Raw genomic sequence first — 17,622 nt, forward strand, 5'->3', positions numbered from 1 at the left:
GCCACTATACTTTCCTTCGTGCAGGAAAAAACGATCATCGTCGTCGAGGACGACCGGCTCATCGCGCATTTGGTGTGCGACGTTTTGCACGGGCTTGGGCATTCCGTGAAGACATGCGACGCCGGCGAGAGCGCCTTCGCTCTGGCCCTGAGCGCGGCGCCGGCGGTAATGCTGGTCGATTTGCGGCTCGGTGCGGAATCGGGTGAGGCGTTGATCGCGCGGCTGGCCGGCGATCGCCGTACTGCTGGGATTCCGATCATCGCGATGACGGCAACCGGCGAACCCGACGTTCTCGCGCGTCTCGACCGCGCTGGCGTTGTTGCCTTGCTCGAGAAACCGTTTGCGGCAACCGACGTTGCGGCACTTGTCGAGGCGGTGCTGATGGCGGGCCCCAAATAAAAAGGCCGCCCAAAAAGGCGGCCCGATCCCGTGGTTCGCCGGAGGCTACTTGATCCGGGCTTCCTTGAATTCGACGTGCTTACGCGCAACCGGGTCATACTTTTTCATGACCATCTTTTCGGTCTGGTTGCGCGGATTTTTCTTGGTCACGTAGTAGTACCCGGTGTCTGCGGTACTCACGAGCTTGATTTTTACGACAGCGGGTTTGGCCATTCTTTTCTCCGTTGCGCCGCTGGGGCGCCGTTCGGGGGCGGACGATAGTCAGTCCGCGAGCAGTGTCAAGCGATCACCGGTCAATCGCCAAGAGCCGACCGCAAACCCGCAGAAATCATGGAAATTCCATGGGCGGCATCGTCGAGGGCGGCGCCCATCCCGGTGAAATTGTGGATCATCCCGGGAAATTCCTTGAAGGTGACCGTAGTCCCCGCGGCGTCTAGTTTTGCCGCGTAGGCCGCGCATTGGCCCCTTAGCCCATCGAACTCGCCGGTGAGGATGAGGTGCGGGGGAAGGCGCCCGAGGTCGGGATGACGCAGCGGCGAGGCGCGGAAATCGTCGGCATCGTTAGGGTCGCCAAGATATTGGTCGCGCATCCACCCTGCCAGCGACGGCGGCGCCAAAGGGTCGCGCCGGCCCATCTCCAACAGCGCGCACGACAAGACAACCAGCCGTAGCGCCGGTCCATTTCCGTCCCGCGCCAGCAACGCGCAGACGGTGGCCAACGTCCCGCCGCAGCTTTCGCCGCCGATGGCGATCCGGGCCGGATCGGCGTTGAGCGCCGCAGGTGACGACGCGGCCCATTGCAGGGCGGCCCAGGCGTCGTCGACCGCCGCAGGGAATTTGGCTTCGGGGGCGAGCCGGTATCCGACCGACAGGACGATACAACGCGTCTCAAGCGCGATTGTGCGGCACTGCGCATCCGCCGTGTCGATGTCATAGACGCAATAGCCGCCGGAGTGAAAATAGATGAAGACCGGCAACGGGGTATCGGGCGCGACGGGTTGGTAGATGCGGACGGGGATCTGTCCAGTTCCTGAATCGATCAGATCGTCGGTGACCGCGTGCAATGCCGGGCCTACACCGGCCAGTTCGATCAGCCGGGTATTCATCGCCTGTCGCAACGTGTCCACGCCCACCACGGCGGGATCGAGCGTACTCCATCCGTTGCCATCGATGACCGCCTGGGCTTGGGGGTGGATGGGCACTTAGCCCTCGTCGGCGTCCACTGGCGCTTCGAACAAGCCGCGCACGATGCGGCCGTTTCCCATTTCGTAGCGAATCACCCGCTTACCCATGCGCCGGGTAATGAACGGGATCCCCAGACCGGCATCTTCCTCGGGCTGGCGCGACAGGGCGAGGCCGACCTCGCGCAAGACCAGCTCCGTGACGTTGGCGAGGGGCAGCGTGTCGGTTCGGTTGAGCGGCACCCAGCGCAGGTCGAGGAGTTCGTCGGTGTCGCGCAAGTCGCCTTGGAGGTGTCGCGCATCGCCGACAAAGAACCGGGCGTGAAAGCGGCGCGGCGGGCCCTTGGGTGTGATCGCGCGGGCCACCAACCCGAGCGCGTCGAGCGACGGTTTGACGCCAGCCTCGGCAAATGCCGCCCAGCCTTCCGGTGGCCGCGCGGTGAATGATTGGGCCGGCAGGCCGAACATCAGGCCGGTCTCTTCGTAGGTTTCCCGAATCGCCGCCAAGCCGAGCGCCCGTGCGCGATGCGGCGTGCAGTGCCGGGTGAGCGCGCTATTGACGGCCGGGTGGTAGTCGCTGGCGATTTCCGCGTACCCGTCACGCCGGTCTACCGCGCCGCCTGGAAAGACATAGACGTCGGGCATGAACGTCTGGCGCCGCGGGCGGCGGCCCATCAGGACCTCGGCCTCATCGTTGCGCCGGCGCACCAAGATCAGGCTGGCGGCGTCGCGGGGGTATTTTGCCTTCGCGGCATTGTCGCTCATACAGGAGTTCTACCTGAGATTACCCTGGTGTAGAACCCGGTAGCGTCGCTCGCCCGCACCTAACGCCGCTTGGTGCCGCGCCGGGCGCTTGGCCGCCCGCCCTTGCGCGGTTTGCGGGCGGCCCCAGGTTTGCTATGGGCCAGCGGTTCGCTGACGATTTCCAACCGCAAACGCCCGCCGATTGGATCGGCCTCTTGGAGTTTTACCGTGACGAGATCGCCCAGGCGCCACGTCTCGCCGGAGCGTTCGCCGATCAAGGCGTGCTGGGTTTCGTCGTGTTGAAAGAACTCGGCGCCCAAGGTCCGGATCGGGACCAAGCCGTCGGCACCGCTTTCTTCCAACGTGACGAAGAGGCCGAAACGGGACACGCCGCTCACCCGGCCCTCGAAGGTCGCCCCGACCTGCTCGCTGAGGAAGAGCGCGGTGAAACGATCGACCGCATCGCGTTCGGCGGCCATCGCCCGGCGCTCGGCCCGCGAGATGCGTTCGCCGACTTGGCGCCAATCGGTGGAGTCGGGCCGCGGCAACCCGTCGTTGCCAAGTTTGCACGCGGCAATCAGACCGCGGTGGACCAGCAGGTCGGCGTAGCGGCGGATCGGCGAGGTAAAATGAGCGTACCGCGGCAAAGCGAGACCGAAGTGACCGATGTTGTCGGGGCTGTAGACCGCCTGTGCCTGGGCACGCAGGACGACTTGGTGGATCAAGTGGGCGGCAGGCGTCCCGTTGGCCTTGGCCAAAATCGCGTTGAACGCCTTCGGCCGCAGAACCTGGCCGGGGGCAAGGCTCAGATCCATCGACTTAAGAAAATCCCGGAGCGCCGCAAGTTTCTCGCGATCCGGTTCTTCATGGATACGGTACATGCAGGGCGTGGTTCTCTCTTCAAGCGTTTCGGCCGCGCAAACGTTGGCGAGAATCATGAAATCCTCGATCAACTGGTGGCTTCGCAACGGGATGCGCGGCTCGACGGAGACAATGTCTCCTTCGGGCGCTAGACGGACAATCCGTTCGGGAAGGTTGAGCGCGAGCGGTCCGCGCGCGCTGCGCGCCTTCGTCAGTGCGTCGTGGGCACGGTAGAGCGGCAGGACAATACGCTCGCGTAGCGCACCGGTGTCGCTTTCGTTTTCGAACAACTCTTGTGCTTGGGCATAGGTGAATCGGTGGGCCGAGCGCATCAACCCCCGCACGAAACGGTGACGGCGTTTGTTGCCGTCGCGGTCGATCCAGGCTTCGACAGCCATACATGCCCGGTCTTCGTCGGGCCGCAGCGAACACACTCCGCTCGACAACGCTTCGGGCAGCATCGGTACGACTCGGTCGGGAAAATAGGCCGAATTGCCGCGCTTCAATGCGTCTCGGTCCAGCGCCGTCCCCGCGCGCACGTAATGCGCAACGTCGGCAATCGCGACCAGAAGATGCCACCCACCGGGGTTGGCGGGGTCGTCATCGGGTTCCGCCCACACCGCATCGTCGAAATCGCGGGCGTCTTCGGGATCGATCGTCACCAGCGGGACGCCGCGCAGATCGGTGCGCTTGCCTAGCGATGGAACGCTCGCGGCGTTTGCCTGGGCTAACGAGTCGGGCTCGAATCGCGTTGGCAGATCGTGGGTATGGATCGAAATCAGGCTGAGCGCGCGGGCGTCGCCTTTCTCGCCGATTCGTTCGACGACGCGGCCCTGCTGGAGGCCAAGGCGGCGGGCGGGCAGGATATCGGCTTGCACCAGATCGCCGGGTTTGGCCCCGCCGCTGTCGGCGCCTGACACCCATAGGTCGCGCCCGTTGCGATCCGCCGGATGGATGCGCCCTTGGCCGTTCACGAGTTCGAATACGCCCACGACTTGATCCGGTCCACGCCCGATCACACGCATGATGCGGGCCTCGTAGGTATTTTCTTCTTTCTCGACGATCCGGGCGAGAACCCGGTCGCCGGGGCCGAGCGCCGGAACGCCCGCGCGGCGTTTGTCCGGAATCAAGAGGATGCGCGGTGCGTCTTCTTCGGACTCCCATTGGACCGGGCGGCACCAAAGTTCGCCGTCGACATCGATTTCGCTGATTTCGAGCGGTGTGACGTTGGGCAGTTTGTTGGGATCGCCGATGCGGCGGCCCCGGCGCCTCTCAAGGCTTCCTTCATCGATGAGTTCGCGAATGACGCTTTTCAGTTGCTTGCGTGCATCGCCTTTGATTCCGAAGGCGCGAGCCACATCGCGCTTGGAGGCGTGCTCCGGGTTGTCCTGGATATATCGGAGGATTTCGTCGCGTGTGGGGAAATGCGCCGAGCGTCCGCCGCGCGCCATACGACTACTCGTCGGCCGCGGGAGGCGGCTCCGGTTCGGTCTTCTTCGTCGAAGTTTTCGATGCGGCGCGAACCTTCTTGCCCCCGGCTTTGGCGGCTGTCTTTGCCTTGGCCTTCTTCGCTTTGGGCTTTTTGGCCTTGGCTTTCTTCGCCTTGGCCTTCTTGGCCGCAGGCTTCTTTGATTTCTTGCCCGCCTTCTTCTCCCGTTCTGCCAGGAGGCCGAGCGCGACCTCAAGTGTAACGTCGGCGGGTTCGGTGCCCCCGGGCAATGTCGCGTTCGTCGAGCCGTGATTGACGTAGGGACCGTAGCGTCCTTCGAGGACCGCCACGGCCTTGGCGTCGTCGGGATGTTCGCCGAGCGTCTTGAGTACCTTCGGGCCGCGTCGGCGTTTGGGTTCCGCCAGCAGCGCCACGGCGCGGTTGAGGCCGACAGTCAGGACGTCTTCGTCGTCGCCGAGCGAGCGGTATTCGCCGTCATGGCGGATATAGGGTCCGAAGCGGCCGATACCGGCGCTAATCTTTTTCGTCGTTTCCGGATGCTTGCCGACCTCGCGCGGGAGCGACAGGAACCGGGCGGCTTCCTCCAACTTGAGCTCGTGCGGATCGGCGCCCTTGGGAATCGCTACCCGCTTTGGCTTGGTGTCGCCCTCGGCTTCGCCGCGCTGGATGTAAAACCCGTAGGGGCCCTTGCGGACTGTGACCTGTTCGTTGGTCGTTGGGTCCACGCCGAGTTCGCGGGGGCCAACTAATCCGCCGCCGTTGCCGTCGCCGGCATCGCCTAGCGCGCGGGTGAATTTGCATTCGGGATAATTGGAACAGCCGACGAAGGCACCGAACTTACCCAGCTTGATGCTCAGGCTGCCGGTTTCGCACGCCCGGCACTTGCGCGGATCGACGCCGTCCTCGTTGGGATGGAAGACGTGATCGGCGAGGATCTCGTTGAGCGAATCGAGCACTTCGCGGACCCGCAGTTCTTTGGTGCCGCCGACCGCGATCGTGAAGTCGCGCCAAAATGCCGACAGAACGCTTTTCCAATCGACGTTCCCGGCGGAGACTTCGTCGAGCTGGTTCTCTAGGTCGGCGGTAAAATCGTACTCGACGTAGCGTTCGAAGAAACTCACCAGAAACGCCGTGACCAACTGACCACGGTCCTCGGCGAAGAACCGCGATTTCTCAAGTCGGACGTAGTTGCGATCTTGCAGGACGGAAAGGATCGACGCGTAGGTCGACGGCCTGCCGATCCCCAATTCTTCCAACCGTTTGACCAAGGTCGCTTCGGTGAAGCGGGGCGGGGGTTCGGTGAAATGCTGAGCCGGCTTGACCTCGCCGCGCTCCAACGGGTCTTTCGCCGCAACCTTCGGCAGGGCGCGGTCCGCGTCTCCTGTGTCGTCGCTCGATACGTCGTCCCGGCCCTCTTGGTAGAGTTTCAGGAACCCGTCGAACAGGATGATTTGGCCGGTGGCGCGGAAAGCGCTGTTGCCGTCGTTGGCCGCGATGTCGATGCTGGCGTTCTCAAGCCGGGCGCTGGCCATTTGGCTCGCGATTGTCCGCTTCCACACCAGTTCGTAGAGCTGCGCCTGCTCGGGGGAGAGATGTTTCGCCATGTCGCGCGGCAGGCGGGAAAGATCGGTCGGGCGGATCGCTTCATGCGCTTCCTGCGCGTTCTTTGCCTTGGTCTTGTAGGCCCGTGGGCTCTCGGGGACGTAGGGCGCGCCGTACTGGGTCTGGATAACCTGACGGCAACCCGCGACCGCTTCGTTGGCAATCTGTACGCCGTCCGTCCGCATATAGGTAATGAGGCCGGTGACCTCGCCGCCCAAATTGACCCCTTCGTAGAGACGCTGGGCAACCTGCATCGTGCGCCGGGCGGCGAAACGGAGTTTGCGCGACGCTTCCTGTTGCAGGGTCGATGTCGTGAACGGCGGCGGTGGATGGCGCGCGGTTTCCTTGGCGGCGACATCGGCCACCGAAAATCCGGGTGACGCTTGGATCAGGGCCAACGCGTTTTGCGCGTCGGCTTCGTTCTTGAGCGAGAATTTGTCGAGCTTTTCGCCGCGCAACTGAACCAGTCGCGCCGGCAACGTTGCCCCGTCGCCGGTTCTGAAATCGGCCGCGATCGACCAATATTCTTGCGGGATGAACTTGTCGATCTCGAGTTCGCGCTCGCAGATCAACCGCAAGGCCACCGACTGGACGCGTCCTGCCGACCGTGCGCCTGGCAGCTTGCGCCACAGAACCGGAGACAACGTGAACCCGACGAGATAGTCCAGCGCGCGGCGCGCCTGCTGGGCGTTGACCAAGTCCATGTCGATATCGCGCGGATGGCGCATCGCTTCTTGGACCGCGTTCTTGGTGATCTCGTTGAACACGACGCGTTTGACATCGACGCCCTCGGCGGCGCGCATCTCGATCAATGCGTTCAGAACATGCCAGGCGATGGCTTCGCCTTCGCGGTCCGGATCGGTTGCGAGGTAGAGGTGTCCGGCGCCCTTCAGAGCCTGGGCGATCGCCTTGAGGTGTTTGGCCGATCCTGGATCGGTCTCATAGGTCATGGCGAAGTCGGCGTCGGGGTCGACGGAGCCGTTCTTCGAGGGTAGATCCCGCACGTGGCCGTAACTCGCCAGCACAATGTAGTCGTCGCCAAGATACTTGTTGATCGTCTTGGCCTTGGCGGGTGATTCGACGACGACAACGTTCATAATGTGCGCGCTATGGTTCCCGAAGCTTGTCGCTGGTACTCAAACCGCCAGGGGGCGGATGTTGAGCGGCCAGCACTTAGTCCAAAAGCGAAGGCAGTGTCAATTGCGGGCCACGCCGGTGTGAACCAGCGGTAACAACGCCCGACTGAAGAATTCGTTAAGGGAATCGACGGTTTAGCGTCGTCGCAGGACGTAGATTTGGCCAAGCACGGGCAAGCCGCGATCAAGCCTTACCTCGATATCTTGGCTTAGCGCCACGGTGAAGCCGGTTTGTTCGCACAGCGCACGTACGTAGCTTGGCGCGTGGGCAAAACGTGCGGTTGACCTAAGGACAAAGCCTTCTCCGGCATGACTTTCGACGCTGAACGCGAACAAGCCGCCGGGTGTCAAGGCATCGGCGGCGGCGCACAAACAAGGCTCCATATCGCCCACATATATAAAGACATCGCCGGCGAGCGCGAGGTCGAAGGAACCCGGTCGGGCAGTCAAATAGGACACGACGTCCTCACAGACGATGTCGTTGTAGATGTTCCGCTCTTGCGCCTTTGTCACCATGCGCGGCGCGATATCGGTCCCGTGCAGGCTTGCGGCAAGGTCGGCGATCGCAACGCCGCAGAGCCCCGTGCCGCAACCTAAATCTACGACACGCTGCGATGCTGGCGCTGCGGACTCGCCGAGTACCTTATCCACCGCCGACCGCATGAGGCGCGGGACGTCGTATTTCAGATCGTCGGTGAGGTGCTTATCGAATCGATCAGCATACGAGTCGAACAGGTTCTTGGTGTAGGCTGGCGGCGCGCTTATGCGCGGTTCGCCGCGAATGGCGGCCAGGGTGAATCGGGTCTCTTCGTCGTCAGGGTATAGATCCAGCGCGCGCGCGAAGTGATCGGCCGCGGCGGCATAGCGGCCAAGCCCCTGCAATACGTTGCCGACATTGACGTGCGCTTCGCGCAACGCCGGGTCCTGCTTTAGGGCTACGTTGTAGGCCGCCACCGCGTCGTCCAGCCGTCCAAGATCGCGTAGCGCGTTACCAAGCCCGCTGTGCGCTTGGGGAAATTCGGGTTTGGCCAGGAGTGCCTGACGATACAGCGCCTCCGCGTCACGGACCTCACCCTGGGCGCGGAGGATCGTGGCGAGATTGCACGCGACCTGCGGCGAAGTCGTCCGACGCAGAATTCGTTCATACAAGATCCGCGCTTCGCTCAGTTGGCCGCGTTGGTGCAGATCCACGGCTTTTTCGAACAACGCTTTTACGTCGGTCGGTTCGTTCGCGGCAGGATGTTTAGCGGAGGTTGTTGCGTTCATGATTGGGTCAGGCGGCCAGTTGGACGCGGTGTCCGGGTAGGCGCTCGATCCTGCCGGCAAGTTCAAGTTCGAGGAGCGTCGTCGCGACAAGCGGAGAGGGGGCGTCGCAGCTCCGCGCCAGATCGTCGATATCGATCGGGGCGAAGCTCAAGTTGGCAACGATCGCCGATCGTATCGCGTCGATGTCGGCCGCTATCGGCAGTGGCGCGGCTTCCTCGACCGTACGGCTATGCAGGTCCTGGCGCCGCGGCATGCTAAGCGCAGCCAATACATCCTCGACGCCCTCGCACAGTGCCGCACCCTGTTTGATCAGGGTGTTCGGTCCGCGGGCCCTAGGATCGAGTGGCGAGCCAGGGACTGCAAGCACGTCCCGACCCTGCTCAGCGGCAAGACGAGCCGTGATGAGCGATCCCGACCGCGCGGCGCCTTCGATTACGACGACGGCCTTGGCCAGGCCCGAAACGATCCTGTTCCGGCGTGGAAAATGACGCGCCTGGGGCACTGTTCCGAACGGCATTTCGGAAATCGCACAACCCTGGGCGCAGATGTCTCGGAAAAGCGGTTCGTTCTCCGCCGGATAGACGTTGTCGAGGCCACCGGCCAGCACCGCGATCGTCCCCGAAGCAAGGGCGCCGCGATGGGCGGCGGTGTCGATTCCCCGCGCAAGGCCGGAGACGATGACGATGCCCTGCCGACCGAGATCGCCGGCCAGGTCGCGGGCGAACCGCATGCCGACTGCCGATGCATTGCGCGCGCCAACCAGGGCCACGCTCTCTCCATTGAGAAGGCCAACATGTCCCACCGCGAAGAGAATCGGCGGTGCATCGGCGATCTCGTGCAGGAGGGAGGGGTAGTCTGGCGTACCGTGAACGATAACTCGGGCGCCGGCGCGAGCGGCTGTGTCCAACTCGCGCGCCGCATCGTCCACCGAGCCGATCCGCAATGGTCTGGTTCGGCCCCCGCGCCGTGAGAGGTCGGCAATCGACGCCAAGGCCTCGGTCGCGCCACCGTATCGTTGGAGGAGTTCTCGGTAGGTGACCGGCCCGACCGACTCGGAGCGAATGAGTCTAATCCGATCGACGATCTCGCGATCCGCTAGGGCCAAGCTCTACTCTCCTCCGTTGCCGTCTATCCCTACCTTGCGCGCCCCGATCTTTGGTTCGGTTCCGCTCAGAAGTCGCCGAATATTTCCGGCATGCCTAATCAAAACCAGAACGGCAACAAAAACCGAAAACTCGACGCGCTGCGGGTCCGACCAGTAGGTCCCCGCCAACGGGGCGTTGGCCAATAGCAGCGCAAAAATAGGCGCGCCCACAAATGCGCCGATGCCTGCCAATGAAGAGTATCGAAAGACCAGAGCTAAAATCAGCCATGTCGCACACGCCAGAACGCCGACGACGGGATTAAGTGCCAAGAGGACGCCGAGCCCGGTCGCGACACCCTTGCCTCCCCAAGCAAAAAAGGTGCTAGAGACGAGCAAAGCGGCGCCGACCAAACTCACCGCCCCTTTGCCCAGCAACGCAACACCCGCCCCAACGACAAGCAGAAGCGCTTCCCGAACCGCGAAGCCTAGACCGCGCGGGCTGGAAGAGACGAGCCACAGGGGCAGAAGATGGCCGAGGAGAGCGCCAGCGCCGGCCATCACCGCCTGGTCGCGAAACAACAGATGGTCGGCCAGGATCACCGGTCCCGCACCCTTCAACCCGTCGAGCAGCAGTGTCAGGGCGGCGAGCGAACGGCGGCCCGTCCGCAGAACGTTAGTCGCGCCGAAATTGCCGGAGCCGATGGTGCGGATATCGCCCAAGCCCGCCAACCGCGTCAGGATCAAACCGAAGGGAATCGATCCAACAAGGTACGACGCGATAAAGACCGCGAAATAAGGCCAGGTGAAACTAAGGTCGCCGACGGGATCGGGCATTGGCGCCTCTACGCGGCTTCGAAAGCCGTCGATCCAGCCACGACGGTCCGCAGAACGCGGCCCTGGACGGGACGTTGATCGAATGGCGAGTTCTTCGATTTGCTGTGGAAGGCGGCAGCGTCGATGCGCGCCGGTCTGTCGAGGTCGAAAAGGACCAAGTCGGCCGGCGCGCCGCGGGCGAGACGCCCCTGGGGTAGCCCAAGAATTCCCGCCGGCCCCAAGGTCAGTCGAGCAATCAAATCCGGGAGCGACAATCGACCTTTGTGATAGAGCTCGAGGCCGATGACGCACAGGGTCTCGAGACCGACCGCGCCGAAGGCGGCCTGGGCGAAGGGGAGGCGTTTCGCTTCGGGGTCTTCGGGACGGTGGTGGCTGGCGATCACGTCGATCGTGCCGTCGGCAAGTCCAGCAACAATGGCCTCGCGATCGCCTTCGCGGCGCAGCGGCGGGCTCACCTTTGCAAATGTCCGGTAGTGGCCGACTTCGTTTTCGTTCAGTGCGAAATGGTACGGCGCGACCCCGCACGTAACTTTCAGGCCTTTGTCCTTGGCGCGGCGGATCACTTCGACGGACTCTGCGGTCGAGATCGATGCCGCGTGATACCGCCCACCGGTGACCTCCGCGATCCGAATATCGCGCTCCAGCATGATGGTCTCGGCGACGTTCGGAATACCCGCAAGGCCCAGGCGCGTCGCCGTTTCGCCTTCGTTCATGACGCCGTTGCCGACGAGGTCCGGCAATTCGGTGTGGTGGGAAATCAACGCGCCGAACGTCGACGCGTAGGAGAGCGCCCGCCGCAACACCTGGGCGTTGACGATGCTCTTGTATCCATCGGTAAACATGACCGCGCCGGCTTCTTGGAGAAGGCCGATTTCGGTCATCTCCTGGCCGCCCATTCCTTTGGTGATCGTCGCCGCGGGCAGGACCCGAACCACGCCGGCGGTTTGGACCTGGCGCTCGATGAACTCGACAAGGGCGATTTCATCGATAATCGGCCGGGTATCGGGCGACGCGACGATGGTGGTGACGCCGCCTGCCGCCGCCGCCCGGGTGCCGGTAGCGATCGTTTCCTTATGTTCGCGGCCGGGTTCGCCCAAGGTCGCCATCATGTCGATCAACCCGGGCGACAGACAATGGCCACCGCAGTCTACGACAGTGCTGTCCTCGGGCGTCCCGTCGCCGAACAGCCTGCCGACATCGGCAATCGTATCGCCGATCGTCAGGACATCGCCGGGGCCGTCCGTTCCGCTCACGGGGTCGATCAGTCGCGCGTTGGTATAGGCAACGGTCTTCGTCACGTTACGGCCATTTCCGCTGGATGCTCGATCTTCTGGTGAACCAGTGCGTCGATGCACACCATCCGCACGGCGACGCCCATCTCGACCTGCTCGCGGATCACGCTGCGGTTGATGTCGTCCGCGACCTCGGTGTCGATTTCAATCCCCCGATTCATCGGTCCGGGATGCATGATCAAGGCATCGGGTTTTGCATGGGCCAGTTTTTCCCGATCCAGTCCGTAGTAGCGGAAGTACTCCCGGATCGAGGGCACGAACGCGCCGGTCATCCGCTCCAACTGAAGCCGCAACATCATGACGATATCGACGTCCTTCAGTCCCGCGACCATATCGTGGTGAACCTCGACGCCGAGCCGCTCGACGTAGGTTGGCAGAAGCGTCGGCGGCGCCACAACCCGCACCAAAGCGCCCATTTTCCCGAGGAGTTGGATGTTGGAACGCGCGACCCGGCTGTGGAGAATGTCGCCACAGATCGCCACCGTCAGCCCTTCGAGCCGGCCGAGGCGTCGCCGAATCGTCAGGGCGTCGAGGAGTGCCTGGGTGGGATGGGCGTGGCTGCCGTCGCCCGCGTTGATGACCGACCCGGTCACCTTTTGCGACAAAAGGTCCGCCGCGCCGCTATCTGCATGACGAATGACCATGGTATCGGGCTGCATCGCATTGAGGGTCATCGCCGTATCGATCAGCGTTTCGCCCTTTTTGATGGCGGACCCTTCGACGGACATGTTGATGACATCCGCGCCCAACCGCTTCCCGGCTAGTTCGAACGAAGTCTTTGTGCGGGTCGAGTTCTCGAAAAAGAGATTGATCTGGGTTCGCCCGCGAAGCCGGTTCAGTTTCTTTTCAGGCCGTCGGTTCAGCTCGACGTAAACATCCGAGAGATCCAGCAAGGCTGTGATCTCAGCGGGCGAAAGATCCTCAATGCCCAGCAGATGGCGGTGGGGAAACGGCGTTGCGGGAGGCGATGTCATTAAAGGCGCACTATACGCGATTCGCGCGGGCGGTCGATATCTAGCTGAACACCCACAGGGCAACGGGCACGGTAAGAACCGACAGTGCTGTCGCGATCGTCGTGATACCGGGTAGAAGGCTTTGGGCTGCTTCGCCAACCACCGTGAAGCGAGGTACGACGCCCGGCAACGCCGCGATCACGACCAGGGCCGTCGCTGCCACGCCCGAGAAGCCAAAGACAAGCGCCGCGAGGCCCGCGACGGCCGGCAGCAGGATAAGTTTGAGCGTAACAACCGCAACTACGGTACGGCGCGCGGCGTCCAAAGTATTTTGCGCCGCTGCAACGCTGAGAGCTGCCCCGGTCGCCAGCAGGCCGATCGGGATCGCCGCAAAACCGGCCGCTCGAACCAGTTCGTTTAGTCCCGTGGCAAGCGGAATGCCCAGCACGTTGAGGGCTGCGCCGAGGACGATGCCGGCGGCAATCGGGTTACGGGCGAGAAGGCGAAACGCGGTCGCGATCGCCTGCTCCTGGTCGGCTTCCGCATCGCTATCCCGTCGGCCAATTAGCTGGTTGAAGACGCCGCCCGCCACAACGACCGTCGGCAGATAGGTTGCAGCGGCGATCAGAAAGGTTTGCAGGCCGGCGGTGCCGCCAACAGCGAGGCTGATGGCCATGCCATAGGGAACATTGGCGCGTACCGCGGCTTCGAGAAGTTGTGGCCCGAGTTCCGCCGCCTGGGCGTCGCGGGTGTACCAAAGCCAGACCGCGGCGCTCGCCGCGGCGAGGACGAATGCGACCGCGACGATGAGACCGAAAAGCGGGATCGCCGCGAATTCATTGCCTCCAGCGAGGCCGGCCACGAACATCGCCGGTAAGAACAAGTAATAGTTGAGCTTCTGTAGCGCCGCCCAGGTATCGGCGGGCAGGAACTGGCGGTGGAATAGGGCCCCGCCCAGGAGGATCAGTAGAAAGGCCGGAATTGTGCTGGCAACGACCTCAGCCATCGCGATCCAGCTCCTCCGTTGCCATGCCGTGCAGGCGGTCCAAGGCGCCCTGCAGGATGTAGGCGGCCGCGTGCGCGTCGATCACCGTCTCGCGTCGCCGCCGGGAGACGTCCTGGGCGATCAACGACCGCTCGACCGCCGCCGTTGATAGCCGTTCATCCCAGAACGCTATCGGGAGGTCGATGAACTGTCCGATGTTCTCGGCGAATTGACGCACCGACTGGCACCGCGGCCCCTCGGTTCCGTCCATATTCACCGGCAAACCGATGACTAGACCGCCAACATTGCGCGTCTCGATCAACGCCTGGAGCGCTGCGACATCGTCCTTCAACTTGCGGCGGCGCAGGGTGGAAACGGGGGTCGCCAAGTTCAGGCGGCCATCCGAAACCGCGATTCCGACGGTTTTGGCTCCGACATCGAGCCCCAATAGGCGTTCGCCCGGGCCCAATCGGGCGCGTAGCTGGGTCAGATCGCTGGTCTTGCTTGGACACATGACGAGTGTTAGGGTCCGCTCGATTTTGCCCGGAATTCTGCGCTTTTTCGGCTCGCCTACAGGGCCATTCAACTATTGTAGAACGTGACATATGTCCCTCGATAGCGCCACCGTTGCCCGCATCGCCAAGCTTGCCCGAATTTCCCTGCCCGAAGACGAGCGGGCGCCGATGGCGGCCGAGCTCTCCGGCATTCTCAAATGGATCGAACAGCTCAACGCGGTCGATACGACCGGTGTCGCCCCCATGACGAGTGTCGTCGGCCATGAGCCGCACCAGCGCGACGACGTGGTCACCGATGGCGGTCGCCGCGAGGAAATCCTCGCCAATGCACCGGAGTCGACGGACGGCTACTTCGTGGTGCCCCGGGTGGTCGAGTGACGGCATCGCTGACCGACCTGACGATCAAGGAGGCGCAGGCGGCGCTGAAGAATCGATCGATCTCGGCGCGGGAACTTACCGAGGCACACATTGCGGCAATCGACGCGGCGCGACCGCTTAACGCCTTCGTTGCCGAAACCGCCGACCGTGCGCTCGCCGACGCGGCTCGTGCCGACGCGCGCCTCGCCGACGGCAGTGGCGGTCCCCTGGAAGGCATTCCCCTGGCGATCAAGGACCTCTTCTGCACGCAGGGAATCCCATCGACGGCCGGTTCGCGCATTTTGGAGGGGTTCGCGCCGACCTATGAGTCGACGGTGACCGCGCACCTCTGGCGCGACGGTGCGGTGATGTTGGGCAAGACCAACATGGATGAATTCGCCATGGGGTCGTCGAACGAGACCAGCGTTTACGGTCCGGTGTTCAACCCATGGCGGCGAACGGGCGACAATCGAAATTTGGTGCCGGGCGGGTCAAGTGGTGGCTCGGCGGCGGCGGTCGCGGGCAGGCTATGCCTGGGTGCTACGGGAACCGATACCGGGGGGTCGATCAGGCAGCCGGCGGCGCTCACCGGGACCGTCGGCATCAAACCGACCTACGGTCGGTGTTCGCGCTGGGGCATCGTTGCCTTTGCCTCCAGCCTAGATCAGGCCGGGCCGATGACCCGCACGGTTCGCGATGCCGCGATCATGTTGCGGTCGATGGCGGGTCATGACGAAAAGGATTCGACATCGGTCGACACGCCGGTGCCGGATTATGAATCGACTCTAGAGCAAAGCGTCAAAGGCCTGCGGGTCGGGATTCCATCCGAATACCGCATCGACGGAACGCCACCGGAAATCGCGGCGCTGTGGGACCAAGGGATCGAGTGGCTGAAAGAGGCCGGTGCTGAGATCGTCGAGGTCTGCCTGCCCTACACCAAGTATGCCCTGCCAGCCTACTACATCGTGGCACCGGCCGAGGCCTCGTCGAACCTGGCCCGTTACGATGGGGTGCGCTACGGATTACGCGTCGCGCGCGACGATCTGACCGATATGTACGAGGCGACGCGCGCTGCCGGCTTCGGCAAGGAGGTCAAGCGCCGAGTCCTCATCGGCACCTACGTGCTCTCTGCCGGCTATTACGACGCTTACTACCTGCAGGCCCAAAAGGTGCGGACCCTTATCGCCGACGACTTTAAACAAGCCTGGAACACGGTCGACGTCCTGCTCACGCCAACCACGCCGGAACCCGCATTCGGGGTCGGCGAGAAGAGCGGTGATCCAGTCGCGATGTATCTCAACGACATCCTGACCGTTCCGGCCAACATGGCGGGTTTGCCGGCTTTGTCCGTTCCCGCGGGCCTTTCGTCGCAAGGCTTGCCGCTTGGCCTCCAGGTCGTCGGCCGCGCCTTCGATGAAGCTACGGTCCTGCGTGTCGGACGCGCACTGGAACGCGCCGCCGGGTTCGACGCCCGCCCACAAGCGTGGTGGCAGGACCGGTCATGAGCGGAACGATCCAAGGCGCCACCGGGGTGTGGGAAATGGTGATTGGGCTAGAAGTCCATGCCCAGGTGGCGTCGCACTCCAAGCTCTTTTCCGGTGCGCCGACCGCGTTTGGCGCCGAACCCAATACCCAAGTGAGCCTGGTGGATGCGGCGATGCCGGGAATGCTGCCGGTCATTAACAAGTTCTGCGTCGAACAGGCGGTGCGCACCGGCTTGGGTCTCAAGGCCCAGATCAATCTGCGGTCGGTTTTCGATCGCAAGAACTACTTCTACCCCGACCTGCCCCAGGGCTATCAGATTTCCCAGTATCTACAGCCTGTCGTTGGCGCCGGCACCGTCGTCCTCGACATGGACGACGGCCAGACGCGTGAGATCGGCATTACCCGGCTCCATCTTGAACAGGATGCGGGCAAGAGCGTCCACGACCTCGAGCCCGACCGTACCTACGTCGATCTCAACCGCTCTGGCGTAGCGCTCATGGAAATCGTCTCTGAACCGGATTTACGTTCGGCGGAGGAAGCGGGGGCATATGTGCGCAAGCTGCGTTCGATCCTGCGGTATCTGGGCACCTGCGATGGAAATATGGAGCAGGGCAGCATGCGGGCCGACGTCAACGTTTCGGTGCGGCGACCGGGCGAGGAATACGGCACCAGATGCGAGATCAAGAACGTCAATTCGGTTCGCTTCGTCCAGCAAGCCATCGAGTACGAGGCGCGCCGTCAAGTCGACATCCTCGAAGAGGGCGGCACCGTTGTGCAAGAGACGCGTTTGTTCGATTCGCGCAAGGTCGAAACCCGCTCGATGCGTTCAAAAGAGGAAGCGCACGACTATCGCTACTTCCCCGATCCCGATCTGTTGCCTCTGGAGTTCGACCAGGCTTGGGTCGACGAAATTGCCGCAGCGCTTCCCGAACTTCCGGATGCGCGAAAAGCACGGTTCGTCAGCGAACTCGGCCTATCGTTCTACGACGCTGGTGTGCTCGTTGCCGAAAAGGAAGTTGCGGACTTTTTCGAGGAAACCGCCCGCAGTCGCGACGCCAAGATCGCGGCAAATTGGATCATGGGCGACCTCTTTGGTGCGCTGAACAAGGCTGGACTGGATATCGCGCATTCGCCGGTTTCTGCCCAGAACCTGGGTGCCCTGCTTGATCTGATTGCCGACGGCACGATATCGGGCCGGATCGCCAAGGATGTTTTCGAGGAGATGTTGAAGTCCTCGCGCCCGCCGGCGCAGATCGTCGAAGAGAAGGGCCTGCGCCAGGTGACCGATAGCGGTGCGATCGAAGCGATCGTCGACTCCGTTCTGGACGCCAACCCCGACAAGGTTGCGGAGTTTCGCTGCGGCAAAGACAAGCTTCTCGGCTTCTTTGTCGGCCAGGTGATGAAGCTGTCGGCGGGCAAGGCGAACCCGAACGTCGTCAACGACCTACTTGTAAAGAAACTGCACGGGTAGGCCGGCG

16 protein-coding genes are annotated in these 17,622 nt (G+C 63.3%); 4 read left to right on the top strand and 12 right to left on the bottom strand.

Going from position 1 to position 17,622, the window contains the following annotated elements; genetic code table 11:
- The first annotated feature begins 18 nt into the window (after nt 1-18).
- A complete protein-coding gene (locus RID42_17735) occupies nt 19-399 on the top strand; it encodes a response regulator (protein ID MEQ8249520.1) in 381 nt (126 codons plus the stop codon).
- Between the two features lie 45 nt (nt 400-444).
- On the opposite strand, the gene rpmG is transcribed toward RID42_17735, so the two are convergent.
- The 12 genes from rpmG to ruvX all read right to left on the bottom strand — a co-directional run bounded on the left by rpmG (nt 445) and on the right by ruvX (nt 14,301).
- On the bottom strand, nt 445-612 hold the full coding sequence (gene rpmG / locus RID42_17740) for a 50S ribosomal protein L33 (protein MEQ8249521.1): 168 nt from the start codon (nt 610-612) through the stop codon (nt 445-447).
- A gap of 80 nt (nt 613-692) precedes the next feature.
- Nucleotides 693-1,601 (bottom strand): alpha/beta hydrolase, encoded by a 909-nt coding sequence (locus RID42_17745; GenBank protein MEQ8249522.1) that lies wholly within the window; start codon nt 1,599-1,601, stop codon nt 693-695.
- Nucleotides 1,602-2,345, bottom strand: coding sequence for an NUDIX domain-containing protein (locus tag RID42_17750; protein MEQ8249523.1), 744 nt, complete (start codon nt 2,343-2,345; stop codon nt 1,602-1,604). It abuts the gene before it with no gap.
- Between the two features lie 59 nt (nt 2,346-2,404).
- On the bottom strand, nt 2,405-4,636 hold the full coding sequence (gene rnr, locus RID42_17755; protein ID MEQ8249524.1) for a ribonuclease R: 2,232 nt from the start codon (nt 4,634-4,636) through the stop codon (nt 2,405-2,407).
- Nucleotides 4,637-4,640: 4 nt separating this feature from the next.
- On the bottom strand, nt 4,641-7,334 hold the full coding sequence (gene topA / locus RID42_17760; protein MEQ8249525.1) for a type I DNA topoisomerase: 2,694 nt from the start codon (nt 7,332-7,334) through the stop codon (nt 4,641-4,643).
- Between the two features lie 174 nt (nt 7,335-7,508).
- The gene (locus tag RID42_17765; GenBank protein MEQ8249526.1) at nt 7,509-8,639 is read right to left on the bottom strand and encodes a tetratricopeptide repeat protein; all 1,131 of its coding nucleotides are present in this window, start codon (nt 8,637-8,639) and stop codon (nt 7,509-7,511) included.
- A 7-nt stretch (nt 8,640-8,646) separates the two neighbouring features.
- Complete coding sequence (gene dprA, locus RID42_17770; protein ID MEQ8249527.1) at nt 8,647-9,744, bottom strand: DNA-processing protein DprA; 1,098 nt, start codon at nt 9,742-9,744, stop codon at nt 8,647-8,649.
- 3 nt (nt 9,745-9,747) lie between these two features.
- Nucleotides 9,748-10,557: a glycerol-3-phosphate acyltransferase gene (locus RID42_17775; GenBank protein MEQ8249528.1), complete on the bottom strand. Its 810-nt coding sequence runs from the start codon at nt 10,555-10,557 to the stop codon at nt 9,748-9,750.
- Between the two features lie 8 nt (nt 10,558-10,565).
- Complete coding sequence (gene pyrC, locus RID42_17780) at nt 10,566-11,855, bottom strand: dihydroorotase (GenBank protein ID MEQ8249529.1); 1,290 nt, start codon at nt 11,853-11,855, stop codon at nt 10,566-10,568.
- Entirely contained in the window at nt 11,852-12,823 is a 972-nt protein-coding gene (locus RID42_17785; GenBank protein ID MEQ8249530.1) for an aspartate carbamoyltransferase catalytic subunit, read from the bottom strand. Before RID42_17785 ends, pyrC begins: the two co-directional genes overlap by 4 nt.
- Nucleotides 12,824-12,863: 40 nt before the next feature.
- Nucleotides 12,864-13,808, bottom strand: coding sequence for a hypothetical protein (locus RID42_17790; protein ID MEQ8249531.1), 945 nt, complete (start codon nt 13,806-13,808; stop codon nt 12,864-12,866).
- A complete protein-coding gene (gene ruvX / locus RID42_17795; protein ID MEQ8249532.1) occupies nt 13,801-14,301 on the bottom strand; it encodes a Holliday junction resolvase RuvX in 501 nt (166 codons plus the stop codon). The genes RID42_17790 and ruvX overlap by 8 nt, the downstream gene beginning before the upstream one ends.
- Before the next feature lie 91 nt (nt 14,302-14,392).
- Here ruvX and gatC point away from each other — a divergent pair, with 91 nt between their 5' ends.
- The 3 genes from gatC to gatB are packed head-to-tail and all read left to right on the top strand — an operon-like array spanning nt 14,393 to nt 17,615.
- On the top strand, nt 14,393-14,680 hold the full coding sequence (gene gatC / locus RID42_17800) for an Asp-tRNA(Asn)/Glu-tRNA(Gln) amidotransferase subunit GatC (GenBank protein ID MEQ8249533.1): 288 nt from the start codon (nt 14,393-14,395) through the stop codon (nt 14,678-14,680).
- Nucleotides 14,677-16,164, top strand: coding sequence for an Asp-tRNA(Asn)/Glu-tRNA(Gln) amidotransferase subunit GatA (gene gatA, locus RID42_17805; GenBank protein MEQ8249534.1), 1,488 nt, complete (start codon nt 14,677-14,679; stop codon nt 16,162-16,164). Before gatC ends, gatA begins: the two co-directional genes overlap by 4 nt.
- A complete protein-coding gene (gene gatB, locus RID42_17810) occupies nt 16,161-17,615 on the top strand; it encodes an Asp-tRNA(Asn)/Glu-tRNA(Gln) amidotransferase subunit GatB (GenBank protein MEQ8249535.1) in 1,455 nt (484 codons plus the stop codon). The genes gatA and gatB overlap by 4 nt, the downstream gene beginning before the upstream one ends.
- Nucleotides 17,616-17,622 lie beyond the last annotated feature (7 nt).

The sequence above is a fragment of the Alphaproteobacteria bacterium genome, assembly GCA_040216735.1.
In the GTDB taxonomy this organism is placed as follows: domain Bacteria; phylum Pseudomonadota; class Alphaproteobacteria; order SHVP01; family SHVP01; genus CALJDF01.

Excerpts from the sequence above, each read along its gene's own strand:
- gatC (MEQ8249533.1), top strand. The coding sequence starts at position 14,393 with ATGTCCCTCGATAGCGCCACCGTTGCCCGCATCGCCAAGCTTGCCCGA.
- gatB (MEQ8249535.1), top strand. The coding sequence starts at position 16,161 with ATGAGCGGAACGATCCAAGGCGCCACCGGGGTGTGGGAAATGGTGATT.
- rpmG (MEQ8249521.1), bottom strand. The coding sequence starts at position 612 with ATGGCCAAACCCGCTGTCGTAAAAATCAAGCTCGTGAGTACCGCAGAC.
- RID42_17785 (MEQ8249530.1), bottom strand. The coding sequence starts at position 12,823 with ATGACATCGCCTCCCGCAACGCCGTTTCCCCACCGCCATCTGCTGGGC.
- RID42_17750 (MEQ8249523.1), bottom strand. The coding sequence starts at position 2,345 with ATGAGCGACAATGCCGCGAAGGCAAAATACCCCCGCGACGCCGCCAGC.
- topA (MEQ8249525.1), bottom strand. The coding sequence starts at position 7,334 with ATGAACGTTGTCGTCGTCGAATCACCCGCCAAGGCCAAGACGATCAAC.
- RID42_17790 (MEQ8249531.1), bottom strand. The coding sequence starts at position 13,808 with ATGGCTGAGGTCGTTGCCAGCACAATTCCGGCCTTTCTACTGATCCTC.
- RID42_17775 (MEQ8249528.1), bottom strand. The coding sequence starts at position 10,557 with ATGCCCGATCCCGTCGGCGACCTTAGTTTCACCTGGCCTTATTTCGCG.
- RID42_17765 (MEQ8249526.1), bottom strand. The coding sequence starts at position 8,639 with ATGAACGCAACAACCTCCGCTAAACATCCTGCCGCGAACGAACCGACC.
- ruvX (MEQ8249532.1), bottom strand. The coding sequence starts at position 14,301 with ATGTGTCCAAGCAAGACCAGCGATCTGACCCAGCTACGCGCCCGATTG.
- rnr (MEQ8249524.1), bottom strand. The coding sequence starts at position 4,636 with ATGGCGCGCGGCGGACGCTCGGCGCATTTCCCCACACGCGACGAAATC.